Annotated in this window: 14 protein-coding genes; 6 read left to right on the top strand and 8 right to left on the bottom strand. The window is 64.4% G+C overall.

The window, feature by feature from the left end:
- Positions 1–3: 3 nt before the first annotated feature.
- Complete coding sequence (locus ACX80O_RS06545) at positions 4–1,749, bottom strand: serine/threonine-protein kinase (RefSeq protein WP_459332928.1); 1,746 nt, start codon at positions 1,747–1,749, stop codon at positions 4–6.
- A gap of 109 nt (positions 1,750–1,858) precedes the next feature.
- Here ACX80O_RS06545 and lipB point away from each other — a divergent pair, with 109 nt between their 5' ends.
- The 3 genes from lipB to ACX80O_RS06530 all read left to right on the top strand — a co-directional run bounded on the left by lipB (position 1,859) and on the right by ACX80O_RS06530 (position 4,426).
- On the top strand, positions 1,859–2,572 hold the full coding sequence (lipB, locus tag ACX80O_RS06540) for a lipoyl(octanoyl) transferase LipB (RefSeq protein WP_459332927.1): 714 nt from the start codon (positions 1,859–1,861) through the stop codon (positions 2,570–2,572).
- Positions 2,573–2,575: 3 nt separating this feature from the next.
- Complete coding sequence (gene lipA / locus ACX80O_RS06535; RefSeq protein ID WP_459332926.1) at positions 2,576–3,580, top strand: lipoyl synthase; 1,005 nt, start codon at positions 2,576–2,578, stop codon at positions 3,578–3,580.
- Positions 3,581–3,673: 93 nt separating this feature from the next.
- Positions 3,674–4,426, top strand: a complete 753-nt coding sequence (locus tag ACX80O_RS06530) for a DUF4191 domain-containing protein (protein WP_459308446.1) — start codon at positions 3,674–3,676, stop codon at positions 4,424–4,426.
- 97 nt (positions 4,427–4,523) lie between these two features.
- On the opposite strand, the gene map (ACX80O_RS06525) is transcribed toward ACX80O_RS06530, so the two are convergent.
- On the bottom strand, positions 4,524–5,294 hold the full coding sequence (gene map / locus ACX80O_RS06525; protein ID WP_459308448.1) for a type I methionyl aminopeptidase: 771 nt from the start codon (positions 5,292–5,294) through the stop codon (positions 4,524–4,526).
- 101 nt (positions 5,295–5,395) lie between these two features.
- Positions 5,396–5,833 carry an RDD family protein gene (locus ACX80O_RS06520; RefSeq protein WP_459332925.1) on the bottom strand — a complete coding sequence of 146 codons (438 nt, stop codon included), beginning with the start codon at positions 5,831–5,833 and terminating at the stop codon, positions 5,396–5,398.
- Positions 5,834–6,096: 263 nt separating this feature from the next.
- On the opposite strand from ACX80O_RS06520, the gene glnA (ACX80O_RS06515) reads away from it, so the two are divergent.
- A complete protein-coding gene (gene glnA, locus ACX80O_RS06515; protein WP_459259108.1) occupies positions 6,097–7,521 on the top strand; it encodes a type I glutamate--ammonia ligase in 1,425 nt (474 codons plus the stop codon).
- 70 nt (positions 7,522–7,591) lie between these two features.
- Here glnA (ACX80O_RS06515) and ACX80O_RS06510 read toward each other — a convergent pair whose 3' ends face one another.
- The 4 genes from ACX80O_RS06510 to glnA (ACX80O_RS06495) form a co-directional block, all read right to left on the bottom strand.
- A complete protein-coding gene (locus ACX80O_RS06510) occupies positions 7,592–7,741 on the bottom strand; it encodes a hypothetical protein (RefSeq protein WP_459308454.1) in 150 nt (49 codons plus the stop codon).
- A 114-nt stretch (positions 7,742–7,855) separates the two neighbouring features.
- Positions 7,856–8,056 carry an AsnC family protein gene (locus tag ACX80O_RS06505; RefSeq protein ID WP_459332924.1) on the bottom strand — a complete coding sequence of 67 codons (201 nt, stop codon included), beginning with the start codon at positions 8,054–8,056 and terminating at the stop codon, positions 7,856–7,858.
- A gap of 145 nt (positions 8,057–8,201) precedes the next feature.
- Positions 8,202–11,213, bottom strand: a complete 3,012-nt coding sequence (locus ACX80O_RS06500; RefSeq protein WP_459332923.1) for a bifunctional [glutamine synthetase] adenylyltransferase/[glutamine synthetase]-adenylyl-L-tyrosine phosphorylase — start codon at positions 11,211–11,213, stop codon at positions 8,202–8,204.
- Between the two features lie 13 nt (positions 11,214–11,226).
- The gene (gene glnA / locus ACX80O_RS06495) at positions 11,227–12,567 is read right to left on the bottom strand and encodes a type I glutamate--ammonia ligase (protein WP_459308460.1); all 1,341 of its coding nucleotides are present in this window, start codon (positions 12,565–12,567) and stop codon (positions 11,227–11,229) included.
- Between the two features lie 112 nt (positions 12,568–12,679).
- On the opposite strand from glnA (ACX80O_RS06495), the gene panB reads away from it, so the two are divergent.
- Positions 12,680–13,564, top strand: a complete 885-nt coding sequence (gene panB / locus ACX80O_RS06490) for a 3-methyl-2-oxobutanoate hydroxymethyltransferase (RefSeq protein WP_459332922.1) — start codon at positions 12,680–12,682, stop codon at positions 13,562–13,564.
- A 3-nt stretch (positions 13,565–13,567) separates the two neighbouring features.
- Here the strand turns inward: panB and ACX80O_RS06485 are convergent, their stop codons facing one another.
- Complete coding sequence (locus tag ACX80O_RS06485; protein ID WP_019481305.1) at positions 13,568–13,732, bottom strand: SPOR domain-containing protein; 165 nt, start codon at positions 13,730–13,732, stop codon at positions 13,568–13,570.
- Between the two features lie 60 nt (positions 13,733–13,792).
- Here ACX80O_RS06485 and map (ACX80O_RS06480) point away from each other — a divergent pair, with 60 nt between their 5' ends.
- The gene (gene map / locus ACX80O_RS06480; RefSeq protein WP_459332921.1) at positions 13,793–14,671 is read left to right on the top strand and encodes a type I methionyl aminopeptidase; all 879 of its coding nucleotides are present in this window, start codon (positions 13,793–13,795) and stop codon (positions 14,669–14,671) included.
- Positions 14,672–14,715 lie beyond the last annotated feature (44 nt).

The raw sequence follows: 14,715 nt of genomic DNA, 5'->3' as shown, positions 1-14,715 counted from the left end.
CGCCTAGGGTTCGTGGACCGCGCGAATCCGCCACCTGCCATCCTCCTGTTCCAGAACGAAAAAGAGTTGCTGGGTGACTGGGGAGGACTGGGTCTGCTCCACGTTGCCGGGCTGCGTCCCACCGGCAACGACCTCGGTGTACCCCGACGTCGTTGCTGTCGCTATGAGGACTGCGGTAGCTGCGGCATCGTCCCCCCAGCCGGTTTCGGGGCTGCCCGCGGGGCCCGGAGAGGTGGCTGGCGCGACGTCCGTGAGTTCTATCGTGAGCCCGGCCAGAATGTGCCCCCGACGTGCCAACTCCGCAACGGCCTGGCTATCGGCGGCCATCGCCGTCGATCCCCTCACGTTGACCAGCTGCAACAGTGCCGGATCGGCGGTTTCGTAGGCATGCTCCCTGACCTTCGACAGGTAGGGCAGGACGGCGCGCGGATCCGTCCCCGCGAGGACCTCGGCGGGCACTCCGTCGACAGCGCGGCCGCCCAGCTCGGTGGGTACAGCAGCCGCAGGAGGCAGTTCCCGCGCCGGGGTGGAGCCGGGAGGTGTGGAGCCGGGAGGGGCCGCTGTCGAGGGTGGTAGGACGGCGTCCACCCCTCCACCGAGCAGCGCAGGCGCAACGCCCAGCACCCCGGAGATCAGCAGTCCGATCAGGGTGAGAACAGCGGCTGCCAGTCCTGCCACACCAACAGCGCGGATGCTAACGGAGCGGACGGCACCAGCACGGTTCCCCGTAGCGCGGTTCCCCATCGTCCGCAGACGGGCTTTCCGCGTTGCGGAATGGCGCCGGCCAAGTCTGGGATCGGCCAGGCGTCGGGCACCTCGCCGGCGACGTCGTCCGGGCCTCGTTGCTGTTTCATCAGGATAGGACCGGCGCGTCCTGAGGTTAGGCAGCACCTCCGGGTGGACTGCCGCCACCAGGTCCAGCGGCTCGGCCTGGGCCGTGCGCTGCACCGCCCGCGCGAACTCATGGGCTCCGGGCCGGGCCGCCGGGTCACCGTCCAGGCCCCAGTTGATGAGGTCGAGAAGCTCGGCAGGCGTCTCCGGCACCAGCAAGGAAAGCGGCGGCCGCTGCATCGCTGGTCCCGGGACCCTGCCGGTGAGAGCGAACCAACCGACAGCTGCCAGCGCATAAATGTCCGCTTCGGTGTTCAAGCGGTCAGGATCGGGGGAACCCTCGTGAAACCCGGGGGTCCCGCCGGCGGAGCGGCCTCCCTCTCCGAGGAGGCGGCCAATCCCGAAGTCCGCCAGCAGCGGCTTGCCCAGCTCAGTGAACACAATGTTGCCGGGAGAGACGTCGCCGTGTGCGGCTCCCTCATCGTGCAGGTAGGCGAGGACCTGGGCCATGGGCGTCAGCACTGTCACCACCTCCCCCGGCGGCAGTGGTCCCCGTACCGAGATGAGGTGGAGTAGGGATCCGCCCGCTGCGTACTCCATCCTCAGCGCCGTGCCCTGCTCGGTGGCCACCAGATCGTGCACCGCGAGCAGGTGGTCGTGGCGGAACCGCGCAAGAAACCGTTCCTCCCGCCGGAGGGCGTCCGTATCGAGGTGGACGTCGGTGGCCGGGTCGAGGTGGACGTCGGTGGCCGGGTCGATGACCTTCAGGGCGAAAGCTTCCCCCGCGGCGTTCCGGATCAGCCAGACGCTGGCGCTTCCCCCGCGCCCCAGCAGACGTTCATTATGATAGCCGTGCAGCACCGGCGGAGCAGGGTCCGGGACGTGCTGGGCTCCGATGCCGGCAGGTGTGCTGTCCATGCACCAGTTGTAGCGGATCGCCAAAGATCCCGCAGAAGTTATCCACAAGGACCGCGGGCACGGCGCCGTTGATGTCAGCGATGACCTCCCGCAGGTCTACCCTTGATCCATGACACTTCAGTACTCGCGGGTTGGGCTGGACCCGGATTTTGTCGACTATGGGGCCGGGTGGGATCTGCAACGCGAGCTGCACGCCGGCGTTGTGGCAGGGACTACCCCGAGCACCGTCCTCCTGCTGGAACACGAGGCCGTGTACACGGCAGGGCGGCGAACCGAAGACCATGAACGGCCCTTCGACGGAACGCCTGTTGTCCCGGTTGATCGTGGCGGGAAACTCACCTGGCACGGACCCGGCCAGCTGGTGGGGTACCCCATCCTGGCCCTTCCCGAGCCGACGCGGGTCACCGGGTACGTGGCCATCCTCGAAGATGTGATCATCTCCGTCCTTCGGGACTATGGGGTCTCGGGGGTCCGGATCGACGGCAGGTCGGGGGTCTGGGTCGCTGCCGACGAACGCGGACCCGACCGCAAGATTGCTGCCATCGGGATCCGCATCAACCGGCGGGTCACTATGCACGGATTCGCGGTGAACTGCAGCAACGATCTGATGCCCTTCACCCAGATTGTGCCGTGCGGTATCTCTGATGCTGGGGTGACCACCATCTCGGCTGAAACGGGCCGCACGGTGACGCCGTCGGACATCGTTTCGCGGATTGAAGAAGAACTGCGCAAGAATGAATCATCACTGGTTGCCGGGGCGGCAGAGGATGTCCGCCCGGCAAACACAGTCAACCCAGCCGGTATCCGGCCGGAAGGAGCATAACCTGTGAGCCTGGCCCCCGAAGGACGCCGCCTTCTCCGCATCGAGGCGAGAAACGCCGAGATCCCGGTGGAGCGTAAACCCGACTGGATCAAAGCGAAGGTGAACATCGGCCCCGAATTCGTGGCCATGAAGAACCTGGTGAAGAAGGAGGGCCTTCACACTGTCTGTGAGGAGGCTGGCTGTCCCAATATTTTCGAGTGCTGGGAAGACCGGGAGGCTACCTTCCTGATCGGCGGCTCCGAGTGCACCCGCCGCTGTGACTTCTGCCAGATTGATACCGGCAAGCCCCAGCCGCTGGACCGGAGCGAACCGTTTAAGGTAGCGCAGTCGGTACAGTCAATGAATCTGCGCTATGCCACGGTGACCGGCGTCGCCCGTGATGACCTCGCCGATGAGGGCGTCTGGCTATACGCGGAGACTATTCGCCAGATCCACAGCATGAACCCGGGCACCGGCGTCGAAATCCTGATCCCCGACTTCTCGGGTAAGCCAGAGCACATCAAGGCCATCTGCGATGCTGCGCCGGAGGTCTTCGCCCACAACGTTGAGACGGTCCCGCGCATCTTCAAGCGCATCCGCCCCGCTTTCCGCTATGAACGGTCCCTCGATGTCGTCACCCAGGGCCGGGACCTCGGCATGGTGACCAAATCTAACCTGATCCTCGGCATGGGCGAAACCCGACAGGAAATTTCCGAGGCCATGCGGGACCTGCACGACGCCGGGTGCGACCTGATCACCATCAACCAGTACCTGCGACCCAGCGAACGCCACCTCCCAGTGGACCGTTGGGTGAAGCCCCAGGAGTTCGTCGAACTCCGGGAAGAGGCAGAGGAGATTGGTTTTCTGGGCGTCATGAGCGGACCTCTGGTGCGTTCGTCCTACCGTGCCGGCAGGCTCTGGGCGCGCGCCATGCGCAAGAAGGGCCTCGAGTTGCCGCCCGCACTGGCACACATCGAGGATTCCGGCTCGACGCTCCAAGAAGCGTCGAGCCTCGCACCAACCGGCTAACCCTTCGGTCGGTTCGGGACCGCCTTGATCGACCGACCAGGGTGGTTTCCGCACGTCCGCCTGACATCCCGGATCACGTAGAATTGAGTCACTATGGCCAACAGCACTGAATCAGACGGATCATCCACCCCTAAGCGGCGCCTCTTCTCCCGAAAGCCAAAGCCAGAGAAGGGGCCGAAGAAAACCGGGCGGATGAAGCAGATCTCCGAGGTCTTCAAAATGACCCGGCGGAACGATCCCAACGTCGTGTGGATCATGCTGCTGGCCTTCCTGTCGATTGTCGCCGTCGGCTTGGTGATCGGATTCCTGATCCAAAACTGGATCACCATGCTGATCATCGCCATCCCACTGGGCTTCCTTGCAGCGGTCTTCATCCTCTCCCGGCGAGCCGAGCGGGCAGCGTTCTCCCAGATCGAGGGCCAGGCAGGCGCGGCAGGCGCTGCGCTGAGTGTACTGCGGCGCGGGTGGATCCTTCAGGACCAGCCAGTCGCGATGAACCCCCGTTCGCAGGACGCGGTGTTCCGCGCCATTGGCCGGCCAGGTATCGTCCTCGTGACCGAGGGTCCGTCGGCCCGGGTCAAGCCGCTGGCTGAGGCCGAACGCCGCAAGATGGCCAGAATCGTCCCCAACGTGAAGGTGCACGTTATTGAGGCCGGGCGCGGCGAAGGACAGGTTCCTCTGGCCCAAGTGGCCAAGAAGGCCCAGAAGCTCAAGAAGAATCTAACCAAGCAGGAAGTCCAGGCCGTGAACAAGCGGCTTACTGCCCTAGGAACCAAGCTGCCGATCCCGAAGGGCATCGACCCGTTCAAGGCACGCCCGGACCGCAAGGCAATGCGCGGCCGCTAAGCAAAACGTGAAAGCCGGCTTTAGTCCCGGGAGCTTTTCCTTCGGACTAGGGTCGGCTTTTTTATGTCTGCAGGTATTTCCGGTTCGATAGATTCGTCTAGCCCGGCAGAGTGAGAATCTCGGCGCCGTCGTCGGTGATGGCGATGGTGTGCTCACTGTGGGCCGTCCGACAACCGGTGGCGCTCCTGAGGGTCCAGCCGTCGGGGTCCGTGACGAGCTTGGCGGTGTCCACCATGACCCACGGCTCCAGCGCCAGAAGCAGTCCGGGCCGGAGCACATAGCCGCGGCCTGGTCTCCCCATATTTGGGACATGTGGTTCCTGGTGCATGGTCGATCCGATGCCGTGACCGCCGAACTCGGTATTGATCGGATACCCCGCGTCGGTGAGAACCCTGCCGATGGCATAGGAAATATCCCCGATTTTCACTCCGGGGCCGGCCGTGGCGATGGCTGAGGCGAGAGCGCGTTCGGTGGCGAGGATCATTTCCACGCTCTCCGTCGGCTCCGAATCCCCCACGATGAAACTGATGGCCGAGTCAGCGGCGATGCCGCGCTTGGAGACGGCGAGATCGAGCGTGAGCAGGTCGCCGTCGGCCAGGGCATAGTCATGGGGCAGCCCGTGGAGCACCGCATCGTTGACGGCCGTGCAGATGTAGTGACCAAACGGTCCGCGGCCAAACGAGGGCGCGTAGTCGACGTAGCAGGACTCCGCTCCGGCGTCGGTGATCATCGTCTTCGTCCAGGCGTTGATGTCCAGAAGGTTGGTGCCGATCGTGCAGCGGCTCTTCACCGTCTGCAGGATGGTGGCCACCAGCGCGCCGGTGTCTTTGGCCCGGATCAGTTCGGTTGCGTTCAGGATCTCGATCATTCGGTGTCTCTCATGGTGCAGTCAGTGTCATTGTGCAGTCAGCGAATATCCGGGTCAGCCGACGACGCAGCGCTGTCCCATGATGAGGTGCCAGGTTCTGGTTAGGTGCGGACCAGGACGGTGTTCACGGCCCGGTCGTGGACGCCACGTTGATCGCGGTCGACAATCACTGCCGGAATCACGAGGCAGATTAGAAGGGTGCGGACCAGCGCTTTTGCGTAACCGGCGGGACGGCCTGCGACGGTCTGTACTTGCATTCCCGCCATTCGGTGGCCGATGCTGTAGCCGAAGAAGCCCACCAGTAGGAGCTGCATCACGGCAAAGATGCCCAGCGTGGCGAAGCTGTTGTAGTCGAGGAATCCGTAGGACATCAGCGACGCGAGAGCCCAATCGATCAGCAGGGCAACGATTCGGCGCCCCGGCCGGGCGATCGCCGCCGGACCATCCTTGGGTCGGCCCATCCCCTGGCCCGGCCAGTAGTTGGAACTATCAGCCGGTGTACCGCCGAGCCATGAACCGATGTCGTTTCTGTCTACCACAATCCAATCTTAACGCGTTCGCCCGGGCCGACTGCGCGTCGTCGTCGTCGTCGCCCGCGTCGCCCTCCGACCCGCCGGGCTAAATCACGCTAGGCTGAAAGAGCCTCCAGTCCCCGACCATCCATTAAGTAACGTGCCGGAAACAATCGTGACACCAGTGGGAAACTGCAAACTCCTACAGTTGTAACCATTGCGGCGGCGGCGCATAAGGCCTCTAATCTGCCCCCGGTCGTTACCCCCCACATGCGTTAGGAGCATAAACGATGTTCAAGAATGCGGACGAAGTCCTCAAGTTCATCGCTGACGAAGACGTGAAGTTTGTCGACGTCCGATTCACCGATCTTCCCGGAGTGCAGCAGCACTTCAACGTTCCGGCAAAGTCGGTCGATGCAGACTTCTTTGTCAACGGCCAGCTGTTCGACGGTTCGTCGATCCGCGGCTTCCAGGGAATTGCCGAGTCGGACATGCAGCTGATTCCGGACGTCACTACTGCGTTCATTGATCCCTTCCGCATGGAGAAGACGCTTGCGCTGAGCTTCTCGATTGTGAATCCTCGGACCGGCGATCCCTACCACCGTGACCCGCGGGGTGTGGCAGAACGCGCCGAGGCGTACCTGAGCTCCACCGGCATCGCCGATACCGCGTTCTTCGCGCCGGAAGCCGAGTTCTACATCTTTGACAACGTGCAGTACGAGTCCCTGCCTCAGGGCAGCTTCTACAAGGTCGACTCAATTGAGGCACCCTGGAACAGCGGCCGCGAAGAAGAGGGCGGGAACCTTGGCAACAAGACCCCGTTCAAGGGCGGCTACTTCCCTGTCTCCCCCGTCGACAAGCAGGCCGACCTCCGTGACGCGATCTGTGTCGAGCTGGACAACGCTGGCCTTGAGGTTGAGCGGTCCCACCACGAGGTAGGTGGCGCCGGCCAGGCAGAGATCAATTACAAGTTCACCACCATGACGCATGCTGCTGATGACCTGCAGAAGTTCAAGTACATCGTCAAGAACGTGTCCGATGCGTGGGGCAAATCGGCAACGTTCATGCCGAAGCCAGTCTTCGGAGACAACGGCTCGGGCATGCACTGCCACCAGTCGCTGTGGAGTGCGGGCGAGCCGCTGTTCTACGACGAGCGCGGTTACGCAGGACTGTCCGACATGGCACGCTGGTACATCGGCGGCCTGCTGAAGCACGCCTCGGCGGTCCTCGCGTTTACCAACCCGACGGTTAACTCCTACCGTCGTCTGGTCAAGGGCTTCGAAGCCCCGGTCAATATGGTGTACTCGCAGGGCAACCGCTCAGCCGGCATCCGGATCCCGATCACGGGCTCCAACCCGAAGGCAAAGCGCATCGAGTTCCGCGCGCCAGACCCCTCCTCCAACCCGTACCTGGCGTTCGCGGCCCAGCTGATGGCCGGCCTCGACGGCATCAAGAACCGGATCGAGCCAGCTGACCCGATCGACAAGGACCTCTACGAGCTTCCCGCGGAGGAAGCCAAAGATATCCAGAAGGCTCCAGGTTCGCTGGAGGAAGCTCTGCTCGCCCTCGAGGCCGACAACGAGTTCCTGCAGGCCGGCGGTGTCTTCACCCAGGACCTGATCGACACCTGGATCGACTACAAGCGCGAATTCGAGATCATCCCGCTGTCATTGCGGCCGAATCCTTACGAGTTCGAGCTGTACTACGGCGTCTAGTCTCTAGATGACAGAAGACCCGCACGGATCACCGTGCGGGTCTTCTGTTTTGTGGTGGATCAGCGGCAGGTCAGTAGGATGCTTCGTCCAGCGAGGTGAGCACCATGATGGCGTCCCGCACCGCTGTACTGACCCTCATGGCGGCCTCAACACCGATCGCCCCGACCACAGCGAGTAGTGACCGACCACCAACTTGCGTCATTGCACTGTTGTTCGTCATCACGAGCATCCTCCCTGAGCGGTTCCTACCTGATATCAAAAGGTAACGGCAGATGCTGGTGCAACTGTGCAAGCTCCCTCGATGAATCCTGGGGCGTGTCGCGGCTCACATGGTTTACGTCCTCCCGTACTTCTTGTGTACGGCCTGACGGGTCACCCCGAGCGCCTGGGCGATGGCCTCCCAGGACAGCCCTGCCTGGCGTGCCTGCCGGACGGCAGCAGTCTCGGCCCGGCCGAGTTCCTTGCGTAGCTCACTGACGGCCTGCAGCCGGTTGACCGGCCCGCCGTCGTCGAGCGATCCGACGAGTGTCTTCATGCGTTCCACCTCCATCCGTCAGCCCTAGTTGACGTTGGGGTGCGAGGCAAGAGAAACCCCACACAGGGGCCCAGTAGGCGAGCTAGCTACTGGGCATGAACGTTTATGCCTACCGAACGGGCAGTCCTGGCGGGCAGGTGTGCTGCTAGTAGCCGTAAAACGACCGCTCGAAGATGGCACGGCTGCGGCGGGTGATCCGCAGGTAGTCCTCCTCCAGCCGCGCGCCCATTCCCGGCCCGTACCCGCACCAGCGGGCCACCGCTTCAAGGTCGCGCCGCGAGGACGGCAGCAGATCCGATGCCCTACCGCTCCAGATCACATTGGCTGCCCGCACCCTGCTCGACAGGCACCAGCTGCGCCGTAGGGTCTGCACATCAGAGGCGGGCAGAAGCTCGGCGGCCTCGATGGCATCCATGGCCGCGAGGGTCGAGGTGGTCTTCAGATCAGGGTTCGCGTGAGCATGCTGCAGTTGCAGCAGTTGCACCAGCCACTCGACGTCGCTGAGCCCGCCCCGACCGAGTTTGAGGTGGCGCGACGGGTCGGCACCGCGAGGAAGGCGCTCCGACTCCATCCGCGCCTTCAAACGGCGGATCTCGCGCAAACTCTGGCCGGACAGTTCCTCGGGATACCGGATCGGGTCAATCAGCTCGGTGAACGCTGCGGCCAGGTCGTCGCTCCCTGCCACGGGCAGCGCGCGCAGGAGCGCCTGCGACTCCCAGACTAGGGACCAGCGCCGGTAATACTCGCGGAACGACTCAAGGGATCTCACCATCGGCCCCTGTTTGCCCTCCGGGCGCAGGTCGGCGTCGACCTCTAGCACCCGCTCCGCCTGGATGGCGGGTGAGCAGGGTTGCTGCAGCAGGGCAGAGAGCTGGCTGACAATCCGCTCCGCCTGGTTTTGCGCTGCCGCCTCGTCGGCCCCCTGACGGGCCCGGTGCACGTACATTACGTCAGCGTCCGACCCATAAGTGATCTCACGGCCGCCCTGCCGCCCCATCGCGACGACGACGACGTCGGTCAACTGCTTCTCATTCGCGAAGATCGCGCCCTCGGCCACATGCAGTGCGCCGAGGATGGCGGCGCGGTCGGTGGCGGAAAGGGCGGCGCCCACCGCCGCCTGATCCAGCAGCCCTGAACTGTCGGCAATAGCAATGCGCAGCAGCTCACGACGACGAATGAGCCGGATCAGGCGCATCGCCTCGCGTGGTTGGGGGTGACGCGACATCTTCGACTGGATCTCACCCCACTGGGCCTCGAAGTCGACTGGAAGCAGGTCTCTGTCATTGCCCAGCCACTTGGTCGACTCGGGTGAGACTTCCAGCAAGTCCGCGATAAAGCGGCTGCTGGAGAGGATGTGGCAGAGCCGCTCGGCCGCAGCTTTAGAGTCTCGAAGCATACCCAGGTACCAGTGGGTCTGCCCGAGGCCCTCGCTCAGACGGCGGAAGCCCAGGAGCCCGGCGTCGGGATCCACCCCGTCGGCCAACCAGCCCAGGAGGACCGGCAGAAGGTTCCGTTGCAGCGCGGACCGCCTGCTGAGACCCGAGGTGAGCGCTTCGATGTGGCGCATCGCCACCTTCGGGTCCAGGTAACCCAGCGCGGCTAGCCGTGCGCGGGCCGCTTCGGGCGTCAACCTGACCTCGTCGACGCTGAGATTCGCAGCAGTATTGAGAAGTGGACGGTAGAAGATGTTCTCGTGGAGCCCGCGCACCAACCGCTTGGTCTGCTGCCACTGCTCCAGCAGCGCAGCAGCGGCGGGGCGAGTGGTGAGCTGCGCCCCCTGGGAGGACATGGCGAGGGCCCGCCGGGACGCGTCGCCCTCGGGCATCAGGTGGGTACGGCGCATATTGACGAGCTGAATCCGGTGCTCAAGGACGCGCAGATACCGGTAGGACTCGTCGAACGCTTTGGCATCGGTCCGGCCGATATAGCCGGCGGCGCTGAGCGCGGCGATGGCTGAGGTGGTGTCGCGGATCCGGATCGATTCGTCGGCTTTGCCGTGCACCAGCTGCAGCAGCTGAACAGTAAATTCTACGTCGCGGAGCCCGCCCGGGCCGAGCTTCAGCTGCCGCTCCGCCTCATGGGACGGAATATTGTCGGTCACCCGGCGGCGCATCGCCTGCACCGAGTCAACAAACCCCTCACGTTCGGACGAGTTCCAGACCAGCGGCGCCACTGACTCCTCGTAGCGGCGGCCCAGATCGGCGTCGCCGGCAATGGTACGGGCCTTAAGCAGAGCCTGGAATTCCCAGCTTTGCGCCCACCGCGCGTAGTAGGACAGGTGGGAATCGAGGGTGCGCACCAGTGGGCCGTCCCGCCCCTCCGGGCGTAGGTTGGCGTCCACTTCCCACAGGCCGGGCTCACCTCCGCTGGCGGAGATGGCCCGCGAAATCCCGGTGGCCAGCGCTGTACCAATCCGGGTCGCCAGATCCTCGGCCAGGTCCGACGCTTCGATCACGTAGATGACGTCGACGTCGGAAATGTAGTTCAGCTCACCGGCACCGCACTTGCCCATCCCCATCACCGCGAGGCGGACGGATGCCACGTCGGTGGCTGAGAAGCTGTTCGCCAATTCGGCTCGGGAAACGGCCAGCGCCGCTTCGACCGCAGCCGCCGCGAGGTCGGCCAGTTCCTTGCCGACGGTCGGCAGGTAGTCGACCGGCGACGCCGAGCACAGGTCGCGGACGGCAAGTTCCACCAGGTGGCGCCGGTAACGTGCCCGCAGCAGGGCGTACGCCGCGGTGCCGCCGAGACCGGCAACGGGAGTGCCCGACGACGGGTCGGCGCCCACCGACTCGAGGAGGGAGGACCGTAGGGACTCGGCGGAGACTCCCCCGGGCGTCCGGCTGGGGGAGACCTTGACGGTGTCGAGGTGCTCCGGGCACCTCATCAGGAACTCGGCCAGCGCCTCGGACGCGCCGAGCAACCGGAATAGCGGCTCGCTGCTGGCGCCGCCGTCCGCAACCACCGCAGCAAGGCCCGGTCGGACCGCCAGCAACCGCACCAGGGATTGCAACGCCAGATCGGGGTTGGCCGATCGGGCCAACCCATCGAACAGCGCCGCCTCCGGGATGCCCACCAGCTCGGGCGCAGCCAGGAAACGGGAGCTCTTCTCGAGGTCGGTGAAACCCCGGCTGATGAGTTGGCGGTTCAGGCTCATCGCGGGCGCCAGGTTAGAGAATTCCGAGGTTGCGTCGCAGCTCGTAGGGCGTGACCTGGATCCGGTAGTCGTGCCATTCGGCGCGCTTGTTGCGCAGAAAATTTTCGAAGACCTGCTCGCCCAGGATCCCGGCAACCAGCTCCGACTCCTCCATCACCCGGATGGCGTCGTGAAGGCTGGCCGGCAACGGGTCATGGCCCATGGCTCGACGTTCGGTGGCCGTGAGACTCCAGACGTCGTCCTCGGCTCCCGGCGGAAGTTCGTACCCTTCCTCGATACCCTTCAGGCCCGCACCGAGCAGCACCGAGTAGGCGAGGTACGGGTTGCTGGCCGAATCAATACCGCGGTACTCAATGCGCGCCGACTGGCCCTTGTTCGGCTTGTAGAGCGGCACGCGGACCAGGGCTGAGCGGTTGTTGTGGCCCCAGGACAGGTAGCTCGGGGCTTCTCCCCCACCCCAGAGACGCTTGTACGAGTTGACGAATTGGTTGGTGACAGCCGTGAACTCAGGTGCGTGCTTCAGGATCCCGGCGATGAACTGGCGTGCCGTCTTGGACAGCTGGAACTCGGCACCCGCTTCGAAGAACGCGTTGGCGTCGCCCTCGAAGAGGGAGAAGTGGGTGTGCATCCCGGAGCCGGGATGATCGGAGAACGGCTTGGGCATGAACGTGGCGTAGCTGTCCTGGGTCAGCGCCACCTCCTTGATGATGGTGCGGAACGTCATGATGTTGTCGGCGGTCTGCAGGGCATCCGCGTACCGGAGATCGATTTCGTTCTGCCCCGGGCCGGCCTCGTGGTGACTGAACTCCACCGAGATGCCCACGGATTCGAGCATCGCCACCGCTGTCCGCCGGAAGTCCTGGGCCACTCCGCCCGGTACGTGGTCAAAATAGCCGGCCTGGTCCACCGGGATGGGTTGACCGTCGGGCCCCAGTTCATCTGACTTGAGCAGGTAGAACTCGATTTCCGGGTGGGTGTAGCAGGTGAACCCCATGTCTGCTGCCTTGGCAAGAGTCCGCTTCAGCACCCCACGTGGGTCAGCCGTCGACGGCATACCGTCGGGGGTAAGGATGTCGCAAAACATTCTGGAGGTTGGTTCCTTCTCGCCCCGCCAGGGCAGGATCTGGAACGTCGACGGGTCGGGTTGGGCGAGCATGTCCGATTCGAAAACGCGGGCCAGCCCTTCAATGGACGAACCATCAAAGCCCAGGCCCTCCTCAAATGCACCCTCCACCTCGGCCGGTGCCAGGGCAACCGACTTCAACGAACCCACAACGTCGGTGAACCAGAGCCGCACAAACCGCACATCGCGTTCCTCGATGGTACGCAGTACAAATTCTTGCTGCCGATCCATAGTTACCCTCTTTCATGCCGTCGGTGGTGTCCCGGGTGATCATCGAGCGTCGGTCCACCAGTTCACTCTACTTCCCGCCTGCCACAAGAGGTTCTGAAGTAGGCTCGACACTATGACTTCCGCAGAGATTCCAGCACCCTACGGTACGGGCGCCCACGATGCCGACGCCGGGACACCAGCTGCAGGAGAAGCCCGGCCCACCCCCGCCAGGATCCGCACCCATCACCTGCAACAGGCGAAGGTTGAGGGACGCCGCTTCGCCATGCTCACCGCCTATGACCAATACGCCGCCGAGATCTTCGACGACGCGGGCATCGAGGTGCTCCTCGTGGGCGATTCTGCGGCCAACAATGTCCTCGGGTACACGACCACCCTGCCGATCACCGTGGACGAGATGATCATCTTCTCGCGGGCCGTCACCAACGGAGCCAGCCGCGCCCTCGTGGTCTGCGATCTTCCCTTCGGCAGCTACGAGATCTCTCCCGCCCAGGCCATCGAATCGTCGGTCCGCCTGATGAAAGAGGGCGGGGTCCACGCAGTAAAGATGGAGGGCGGCCGCCACTACGCCGACACCGTCCGCGCGCTCGCCACCGCCGGGATCCCCGTCATGGCCCACATCGGTTTCACCCCGCAGAGCGAGCATGCCCTCGGCGGGTACCGGGTCCAGGGCCGCGGTGATGCGGCGCAGGAACTGATCGACGACGCCGTTGCCCTCGCCGACGCCGGGGCGTTCTGCGTGCTCATGGAGATGGTGCCCGCCGACGTGGCCGCCGCCGTCGACCGCGCCGTCAGGGTGCCAACCATCGGAATCGGGGCGGGCAACGCCACGACCGGGCAGGTGCTGGTATGGCAGGACATGGCCGGGGTACGCACCGGCCGGCAGCCGAAGTTCGTGAAACAGTTCGCCGACGTCCGCTCAGTGCTCGCTGCTGCAGCGACCGCATACGCTGACGAAGTCCGGAATGGGACTTTTCCCGGCCCGGAACACAGCTTCTAGACGCTACTGCTCGTCTTCGGCATCCCACGCCTGGTTGCGTTGCGCCACCTTTTCCAGGGCACGCTCGGCCTCGGCCCGCGTCGGGTAGGGTCCAATCAGTTTCCGCCAATCGGACTGTGCGTCCTCTTCGATCTCGTGGGTTTGCACGTTGTACCAGAATTCGGCCATGAGGGTCCTCCTTGGTGGTGACTTTCGGCGGGACGCCGTACCGCCTATAAGATCAAGACTATGCCTCAGCAATCCGTCAGCGCACCCGTGGGAAATCTCGTGCCGGGAACCGTCAGCCCCCAACTGACCGTCCCAGCGAGTATTCCCCGCCCCGAGTACGTTGGTCGCAGCGGGCCCGCCCCCTTCACCGGGTCAGAGGTCAAGACCCCCGAAACTATCGAAAAGATTCGCCGCGCGAGCCGTCTGGCTGCACAGGCCATCGTCGAGGTGGGACGCCAGATTGAACCCGGTGTCACCACCGATCAGTTGGACCGGGTGGGACACCAATTCCTCGTCGACAATGGAGCGTACCCGTCGACCCTGGGCTACCGCGGGTTCCCCAAGTCACTCTGCTCGTCCTTGAACGAGGTGATCTGCCACGGCATCCCCGACACCACGGTGGTGCGCGACGGCGACATCCTGAACATCGACATCACCGCCTATTTGGACGGCGTCCACGGCGATACCAACTACACCTTCCTGGTGGGCGACGTCGACGACGAGTCGCGGCTGCTGGTCGAGCGCACCAAGGAATCACTGAACCGGGCCATCAAGGCCGTGGCTCCCGGCCGCGAGATCAACGTGATTGGCAGGACCATCGAGTCCTACGCCCGCCGCTTCGGCTACGGGGTAGTGCGCGACTTCACCGGCCACGGCGTCGGCGAAGCCTTCCACACCGGACTGATCATCCCGCATTACGACGCAGCACCGGCCTACAACAGAATTATCGAACCGGGCATGACGTTCACCATCGAACCCATGCTGACCCTCGGCGCCATCGAATGGGACATGTGGCCCGACGACTGGACCGTGCTGACCAGGGACCGTCAGCGCACCGCGCAGTTTGAGCACACCCTCCTGGTGACCGACAGCGGCGCCGAGATCCTCACCGTCCCCTAACCATCGGGTCCCGGCGGCACCTGTCGCGCCGGAGGCCAAGACAC

The sequence above is a fragment of the Arthrobacter glycogeni genome, from assembly GCF_054511155.1.
The sequence above is the reverse complement of the archived record's forward strand: the minus strand, read 5'-3'. Positions and strand labels throughout refer to the sequence as shown.

Bases quoted from the DNA above. Each gene is read 5' to 3' on its own strand.
- ACX80O_RS06545 (WP_459332928.1), bottom strand. From the start codon at position 1,749: ATGGACAGCACACCTGCCGGCATCGGAGCCCAGCACGTCCCGGACCCT.
- lipB (WP_459332927.1), top strand. From the start codon at position 1,859: ATGACACTTCAGTACTCGCGGGTTGGGCTGGACCCGGATTTTGTCGAC.
- ACX80O_RS06530 (WP_459308446.1), top strand. From the start codon at position 3,674: ATGGCCAACAGCACTGAATCAGACGGATCATCCACCCCTAAGCGGCGC.
- map (WP_459308448.1), bottom strand. From the start codon at position 5,294: ATGATCGAGATCCTGAACGCAACCGAACTGATCCGGGCCAAAGACACC.
- glnA (WP_459259108.1), top strand. From the start codon at position 6,097: ATGTTCAAGAATGCGGACGAAGTCCTCAAGTTCATCGCTGACGAAGAC.
- ACX80O_RS06510 (WP_459308454.1), bottom strand. From the start codon at position 7,741: ATGACGAACAACAGTGCAATGACGCAAGTTGGTGGTCGGTCACTACTC.
- ACX80O_RS06505 (WP_459332924.1), bottom strand. From the start codon at position 8,056: ATGAAGACACTCGTCGGATCGCTCGACGACGGCGGGCCGGTCAACCGG.
- ACX80O_RS06500 (WP_459332923.1), bottom strand. From the start codon at position 11,213: ATGAGCCTGAACCGCCAACTCATCAGCCGGGGTTTCACCGACCTCGAG.
- glnA (WP_459308460.1), bottom strand. From the start codon at position 12,567: ATGGATCGGCAGCAAGAATTTGTACTGCGTACCATCGAGGAACGCGAT.
- panB (WP_459332922.1), top strand. From the start codon at position 12,680: ATGACTTCCGCAGAGATTCCAGCACCCTACGGTACGGGCGCCCACGAT.
- ACX80O_RS06485 (WP_019481305.1), bottom strand. From the start codon at position 13,732: ATGGCCGAATTCTGGTACAACGTGCAAACCCACGAGATCGAAGAGGAC.
- map (WP_459332921.1), top strand. From the start codon at position 13,793: ATGCCTCAGCAATCCGTCAGCGCACCCGTGGGAAATCTCGTGCCGGGA.